Genomic DNA, 7,160 nt, shown 5'->3' with positions numbered 1-7,160 from the left:
AAATAGAAGGGGGAACTTGCAAATAGAATGGGGGAGTTTGCAAATAGAAGGGGGAACTTGCAAATAGGAAGGGGGAGCTTGCAAATAGATGGGGGTGCTTGCAAATAGGAAGGGGGAACTTGCAAATAGATGGGTTGAACCTGCAAATATAGTCTGAATTCATTAAATTTGGCGCGTTCGATTTCCAATAAGAGTACCCGAACGTGTGTTTTGCGAAAAAATTGCTGCTCACCAGGCATTATTATGGCAGGACATGAAACCTTCCGTCCAAAAAAATCGTAAAGTATCATAAAGGGGGGACTGGTTTTGAAAGAAAATAGCGGCAGGTTTGATTTTTACTCAGCCATCATTATTTCTGTAATTGCCATAATATTGATGATTCGAAACATGATAACGGGTATAGACTTCTTTTCCGTGACTAATGCTTTGGCAGTTTTTGCTCTCGTGGTTTCCCTCAGACATTTATATAATTTAACCATGTCATCCCAGAAAGGGGAATCTTCATGAATTTCTTAATCTTATCTCAAGCCGGATTTAATGCTGGCGATATCTTATTTCAGCTTTTGGCATTTGCCTTTTTACTGACGGTTCCAGCGATTATCGTCATTCTATTTTTTATTTTCAAAAGAAGAAACGACAGGCTGAAGCGTGTGGAGGAAAAGGTGGACCGATTATTAGAGAATAAGGGTGATTAGGGGGATATGAAATTTACTCTTTTTAACTCAATCCCTGATGCAGAAACTTTAAAAGGGATTTTAGAACTGCATAAAACCATTTTTGGCGAATCTGATCATTTAGTCAGCAAAATGAAAAGCAAACCCCAATTGCTGGTGCTGACGGCTATGGATGGAGAAAAGGTGCTCGGATATAAAATGGGGTATGCCATTGATCAGGGTACATTTTATAGCTGGCTGGGCGGAGTCGACTCTGATTACAGGAAAAACGGGATTGCTTCCATGCTGATGGAAAAGCAGCATGAATACCTAAAAGAAACGGGATATAAAGTGGTCAGGACGAAGACGATGAACAAATGGCGAAGCATGCTGATTTTAAATATTAAGCATGGATTTGATGTGATTGAAACATATACTGATGAAAAAGGTTTGCATAAGATAATGCTGGAGAAACGATTACATAACTGAGGCTGCCTAAAATGGGCAGCCTCTATTTATTTGTTTATGAAATTTTCATAATTGATTAAAAATTTTTATTCACCCTGTCTTTTTTAATGGTTAATTTCGATTTTATAAGTGTGATCTAATCGTAATTCCAAAAAGAATTTGAGGACGGTGCAAAAACAAGCGGGACGGATGTGGGGTTTCGTTCTCTTTGAGTTGGGGGACGCAGATAGGGGCACTAATGAGATAGAATCGTTCTCTTCGCAATATGGATAATGAACGGAACTAATCAAGCTGAATAGTACACTCAAATTTAGCAAACCGAAATTAAGCGCACTTAATTGTCACACTTATTCAACCTGTGACCAGAAAAGGGACAGGTTCACTGTCCCATCAGGTAGTTCTTAAATACCCCTCATTTTGAACATCTATATGAAACTTGATATCAGATTTCAAATTTGGATAGTAAATGGACCGCCAGTTTTTCAGCTCTTTTCGGTCAATTTTTGTGCGATACAATTGCCCCAAGCCCAGAATATCTGCTTCGCTTTCCTGGAGTTTGGCTAACATGCTGCTGAAACGGCTTGACAGGAGATGGCTCAATTCTTTTTTGATCATGGCACTGGATGTGTTTCCTCTTGTTTCGAGGACGACAACCTTTAGGTTTATTCGGCTCTGCAAAACTGGCTGCTTATCAGTCAAGTCAGTATGGTGGTCCATGGAGTTGCCGATAATCATGACACTTGCGTGATTCAGGACTTCAATTTGTCCATGGGTGCTTTCATTATTAAAAGCATTGAAAAGCAGGGTTTCATCATTGCTGATCTGCTCCACCATCTTTCCGTTTTTTATTACGGCAGAGCCGACTTGTTCGTAAGTTGTCGTTTCACCGGTAACAATCAGCGGGATGGCCACATCACGTGTATAGGAATGAATGCTGCGGTAGACTTCCCATATTCTTGTAAGGGCAATTTCCGGATTCCAGCCTGCATTTTTTTCGAAATAATCGAACATATTGGTTCCTTTAAGATTCTTTGATTCTGAAAGTATCGAAAAAAACTCATCCATGTTCTGGTCACAAATCGTGACTAGCGCTTTTGGGGATACTTCCCGTGATCTCATGAAACCGGCAATAATGTCCTTCATGCCTTCCTCAGCCGTTTTCCGCTCAACCATGATTACTTTTACATGAAGCAGATCTACGCTGGTTTCCATGTTACGGCTGATGACATCGACCGCGTGGGAAATGGTCTTCCCCGTACCAGATACAATCTTTACTTCCATCGACCCATCCACAGGTTCAGGGATTTTTAGAAAAACCTTGTATTGATCGTCTTCAATGGTGGAAATGCCAAGGACAACAGGAAGTGTCCGATGATTGATATCCCTAATGTCCCAGCAGCCGGTTAATGTCATAGCTGCCAGAAGCAGACAGACCGTAATAGGGGCTTTAGATTTTACATTAAATGGTTTCATCTTTACCCTTCCTCTTCATGCGGCGTCCAAAGAAAAAGATTGAAAAAGGAACTGCAATTAAAATGTAGAACCTCAGAAACGTATTCCACCAAAACAATTTCTCGACATCCTTCCAGTCCGGAATGAAAAAGCAGGAAATATAGACTGCAGCGGATAGAGCGAGCAACAATTTTACCGGTTTAATGGAAGGAAGGTAATGACTTAAGATTCGAATTGCTTTCCAGGACACAAGGGCAAGGTAAAGCATGATAAAGGAGATGAGGCTCAGCAGAAAAAACATCGTAACCCTGTCGAACATCAGCCAATTAATATTGATGGCATCCACGGCCACAACATATGGAAGGAAGGTTGTGGCCGAGGTGGCCTGCCCAAAAGTCAGCACCGGAATATAGACTGAAAAAAGGAAAAAGGGAATAAGGAAGGCAGCGGCCCATAAAATATATTTTCTTTCATAGGAGAAATAAGGCTGGACAAAGCCGAGAAACAGAAAGCCTCCAGAAAAAGCAAAAAAGCTTTCCAAGTATGTTCTTTTTATAATGAATCCGAGATCTGCATCTAAAGGAACAACGTACCTCCAATCCACGTTCTGAAAAGAAGTGAAGAAAATAAAGATGATGATGGGAAGAAATAAAAGGGATAGGAGAAGTCCTGTGCGAAAAATCGTTTCGACTCCTTTGGCTGCTATATAGGTTGAAATAGATATCAATAAGAGCATGATGGCCCATAAAGGAGTTTTTGATAAAAAGACGATGGTAATGATTTCGGCATAAGCCCGGAGCGTAATCAATAAAATCATGCTGAAATATAAGAAAACCGGGGCAATAAAAAGGATCGCTGTCCCTTTTCCAATTTCCGCATAGATGCGAATGATGTCTTTTTTCGGAAAAAAGCTTAATCCCTTCATATAAATAGTAATAAAAATGAAATGAATGATCACGCCAACCAGAACAGGCAGCCAGTGGCCCTGTTCTGTACTTGAAATCACATTCCCGGGATACATAAAGAAAATCAGGCCCAAATGACTGATGACATACATCAGCATGACATGCAAACTTTTATCCGCCATTGCTTTCATTCCCTTTTAAATTTAAGTAGAGATAGGATTTGCCGTAGGTATTGAGGCTTGCCAGGTAAGCGCCAACGAAAACCAAGCCGGCAACCAGCCCCAGGATGCCAAAAATCGCCGCCAGAAGCACAATGGCATATTTGAAAAGCCTAATGGAAACAGAATTTTGAAAGCCGACGATGGTTGAGTTGGCAATGGTAGTGGCGGCAAGAATGATGATCAGCAGATTGCTTACTAATTTTGCTTCAACCACTGCCTGTCCCAGGATGATTCCCCCAACCATTGTAATGGTGGGGCCAATGGATTTTGGCAGCCTTACACTGGCTTCCAGGATTAATTCCAGAATAAGCAGCATGAAGAAAATTTCTACCAATGCCGGATAAGGAACTCCTTCACGGCTTTGGGCAACTGATAAGGCAAGCTGGATCTGCAGGACTTCTGGGTTTACGGAAACCAGAGCCACATACAGCCCGGGTGTTATCAGCGTGATTAAAATGCCGATGATTCTGATTAACCGAATGGCTAACATGAGGGGCAGCGGAAAATTCCGGTCATTTTCAATAGCAAACATATCCCAGAACAGACTTGGAAGAATGAGCGCAAAAGGCAAGCGATCCACGAACAGAACAACTTTTCCTTTTTTCAGATTCTGAACCGCATGATGGGGCAACTCGGTCGTATTAAACTTTGAAATAGCATTCCATGATGGAAACCCCAGCATTTTGGCAAGCCCCTGCAGATCACAGGCTTCCATTTGGACGTTTTTTCCAATATGATCACGTATGCTATTAACCAGATTCATATCCGCTTGGCCGTCTATATACAGCAAGATTAGTTTGTTTTTGCGGCTGCGGCCAGCTGAAAAAGAGTCGATTCTGAGTTCGTCCGAGTTCACCAGTTTTCGGACGATGCCGATATTGGCATCGATTCCTTCTGTAAAAGAATCCAATGCTCCTTTAATAACATTTTCATTTGTTGGTGTATCAAACGAACGATCGAGCATAGCGGGTACAGGCTCCATAATGATAAAACGGGCGGTGTTTTCAAAATGGATAATCAGTTTTCCCTCATATATGGATGAAATGGCTTTCTGGACATCCCCTTCCATCACTTCCCCTATGGCCCGCCATAAATCCCCAGAAGGCTGATTCTGCAAAAGGATGCTCTCAGCGTGCTTGTGAAGCACCGTTCTCGTTTTGATAAAATCAATGAGTGTATTAAATCCCAGCAGCATAACGGCTGCATCCGCAAGAAAGTCCCTTTGAAGATGAAAATCGCCATTGTTCCCAAGCTCAGCCTTAATTTCATTAATAAATCGATCCATTGCGGGTTACCCCTTTATAAAGACATAAATATTATTAATTTTCGCTTTCTGGAAAAATTTATTCCTAAATACTTAATTTAGCGTTTTAACCCTCGGCTAAAACAAGAGGCAACTTTCGAACTTTGAACAAGAGTTCAGCCAGGAATTATCAAACCTCGAGAGGAATAATTAAAGTGGGAGGAAAGACAAATGAAAATTATCGCAGTGCACGAACATCCGCATTTAGTTGAGAGCGCAGTTCAATTTTTCTGGGAACAGTGGGGGAATGAGCAAAACTTCCGCTTTTATCAGGATTGCATGATCCATTCAGGGACATCGGGAGACGGCATCCCGAGGTTTTATGTTGGGATCGAGAATGAGGAAATCATTGGCACGTATGCACTAATCCGCAATGACCTCAATAGCCGGCAGGACTTGCATCCGTGGCTGGCATGTCTGTACGTTGATCCCAACAGCAGAGGGAAGAAGATTGGCTCCCGGCTGCTTGATCATGCTATTGAAGAAGCGGCGAAGCTTGGATTTAAAAAACTTTATCTCCAGACAGATCTGGAAGGATATTATGAAAAATACGGCTGGACGCATAGCGGAGAGGTTTACGGGGCGGACGGCGGGGCCATTAAGTTTTATGAAAAGTGTGCAGGGCTTCTGCATCATTGAATGAAAAGAAAAATTAAACGCCCAGGATTATCCTGAGCGTCTTTCTGAATGATTATTGCCGTTTTCCAAAAAACGTACCGGTCACTTCCTGTTCCTGGAGGGATAGAAGCTGGGAGACGGTAATGAATTCGTAGCCTTCTTTTTCAAGGTAGTTCAGCAGGTCCGGAAGTGCTTCAGCAGTTGGCTTATGGATATCGTGCATCAAGACGATGGAGCCTGGCACAGCATTGGCCTTCACGATTTTTTGAATAGCCGAGGCATTGAGTGTTTTCCAATCAAGTGAATCGACCGACCATAGAATAAGCGGTGTATGGGCCATTCCGGCAATTTTTTTCACATCTTCATTCATGGCCCCATAAGGCGGGCGGACGGTAGCAGGAAGCTGGCCGCTTGCTTCTTTGATTTTGCTGCTGGCTTCTTCCATTTCTTTGCGGATTTCTTTTTCTCCGAGGGATGAAAGGTCCGCATGGCTGTCACTGTGATTGCCGATTTCATGGCCTTCTTCAGCCACTTGGCTTGCGATTGCAGGATAGAATTGCGCCTGGCTGCCAAGCATATAAAAGGTAGCCTTTGCGTTATGCTTTTTTAGAATATCCAGTATAAGCGGTGTGACTTTCGGGTGTGGCCCATCATCAAAGGTTAGGGCAATATACTTGCCGTTTGGATCCAGCGGAGGAGCTTCTGGTTCCTTGACTTCCGGTTCAGGAAGCTGAATGTCTGGGAGTTTCAAGTGCTGGGCGATTTCATCCTTTAAGAGTGGACGAATCTGTTCGATTGGAATTTTCACTTTGACCGCTCCGGCTGCACCGGCCGCAATTTCATATTCGTTAAAATAAAGCGTGAAATTCTTGCCGCTCAGTGACCATTTCCAGCTCGACGGGTTTTCCAGCGCTTCGTCAAGCAGGTCATCAAATAAATAGCCCTGGAGTTCGTCCTTCTCGCCGATTTGTTTTTTTATCATCGCTCTGAGAGGCGTCAGGGACTCCTCATCCATACGGATTACATCGGCAAGCTGCACCATTTTCTGATTCGCAAGGTCGATAGTGAACGTTTTGACTGCCGCCTGCCCATTTGCGCCGCCGGTGTACTGGTAAGCTTCAAATACAAGGGTGTACATGGTATCGGAGACTTTTTTCGGCTCAGCCTTGATATTGAGATGGGCACGGAATTCTTCGCTGTCCAGCACCTGCCTGTTTGCCTTCACAAGTTCCAGGAAATCCCTTTCCTGAGTCTGGATCCATTCTTTCATGGGTTTGTTCAAATTCTCAATTTCAGTGATCGGAGTACTGATCGCTAGGGTATAAGATTTCGTTTCCTTTGTCCGGGTTTCAAGGTTTAATCCGGGGAAAGCTGCCGGGGAAGTGGTTTCTGTTCTGGAAAAAGCCTGCAGGCTGGTGTCAGTTCCAGAGCTGATGAAATAATAGATGCCTGCAATGAAGATGCTGAGTAATACCCATGATGGCCATTTTAACAGATCGGAAGAGCACACGTCTGAACTCAGTCACCTACCAGTATCGCG

At 43.1% G+C, this 7,160-nt stretch carries 8 protein-coding genes; 4 read left to right on the top strand and 4 right to left on the bottom strand.

Going from position 1 to position 7,160, the window contains the following annotated elements:
* Nucleotides 1-306: 306 nt before the first annotated feature.
* From ACEQ1T_RS04860 to ACEQ1T_RS04850, 3 genes are read left to right on the top strand one after another with little or no spacing between them, the layout of a single operon-like run.
* Nucleotides 307-507 carry a hypothetical protein gene (locus tag ACEQ1T_RS04860; protein ID WP_370221927.1) on the top strand — a complete coding sequence of 67 codons (201 nt, stop codon included), beginning with the start codon at nucleotides 307-309 and terminating at the stop codon, nucleotides 505-507.
* The gene (locus ACEQ1T_RS04855) at nucleotides 504-695 is read left to right on the top strand and encodes a hypothetical protein (protein WP_370221926.1); all 192 of its coding nucleotides are present in this window, start codon (nucleotides 504-506) and stop codon (nucleotides 693-695) included. Before ACEQ1T_RS04860 ends, ACEQ1T_RS04855 begins: the two co-directional genes overlap by 4 nt.
* Nucleotides 696-701: 6 nt before the next feature.
* Nucleotides 702-1,142, top strand: a complete 441-nt coding sequence (locus ACEQ1T_RS04850) for a GNAT family N-acetyltransferase (RefSeq protein ID WP_370221925.1) — start codon at nucleotides 702-704, stop codon at nucleotides 1,140-1,142.
* 369 nt (nucleotides 1,143-1,511) lie between these two features.
* Here ACEQ1T_RS04850 and ACEQ1T_RS04845 read toward each other — a convergent pair whose 3' ends face one another.
* The 3 genes from ACEQ1T_RS04845 to ACEQ1T_RS04835 are packed head-to-tail and all read right to left on the bottom strand — an operon-like array spanning nucleotide 1,512 to nucleotide 4,984.
* On the bottom strand, nucleotides 1,512-2,594 hold the full coding sequence (locus ACEQ1T_RS04845; protein ID WP_370221924.1) for a Ger(x)C family spore germination protein: 1,083 nt from the start codon (nucleotides 2,592-2,594) through the stop codon (nucleotides 1,512-1,514).
* Complete coding sequence (locus ACEQ1T_RS04840) at nucleotides 2,581-3,660, bottom strand: GerAB/ArcD/ProY family transporter (RefSeq protein ID WP_370221922.1); 1,080 nt, start codon at nucleotides 3,658-3,660, stop codon at nucleotides 2,581-2,583. Before ACEQ1T_RS04840 ends, ACEQ1T_RS04845 begins: the two co-directional genes overlap by 14 nt.
* Nucleotides 3,650-4,984, bottom strand: coding sequence for a spore germination protein (locus ACEQ1T_RS04835; protein WP_370221921.1), 1,335 nt, complete (start codon nucleotides 4,982-4,984; stop codon nucleotides 3,650-3,652). The genes ACEQ1T_RS04840 and ACEQ1T_RS04835 overlap by 11 nt, the downstream gene beginning before the upstream one ends.
* Nucleotides 4,985-5,173: 189 nt before the next feature.
* On the opposite strand from ACEQ1T_RS04835, the gene ACEQ1T_RS04830 reads away from it, so the two are divergent.
* Entirely contained in the window at nucleotides 5,174-5,641 is a 468-nt protein-coding gene (locus ACEQ1T_RS04830; RefSeq protein WP_370221920.1) for a GNAT family N-acetyltransferase, read from the top strand.
* A 52-nt stretch (nucleotides 5,642-5,693) separates the two neighbouring features.
* Here the strand turns inward: ACEQ1T_RS04830 and ACEQ1T_RS04825 are convergent, their stop codons facing one another.
* Complete coding sequence (locus tag ACEQ1T_RS04825; protein ID WP_372530237.1) at nucleotides 5,694-7,130, bottom strand: polysaccharide deacetylase family protein; 1,437 nt, start codon at nucleotides 7,128-7,130, stop codon at nucleotides 5,694-5,696.
* Between the last annotated feature and the right edge of the window lie 30 nt (nucleotides 7,131-7,160).

Source organism: Cytobacillus sp., from assembly GCF_964223445.1.
Taxonomy (GTDB): Bacteria; Bacillota; Bacilli; order Bacillales; family Cytobacillaceae; genus Cytobacillus.
Note: the sequence above shows the minus strand (reverse complement) of the source record. Positions and strands in the feature narration are given on the sequence as shown.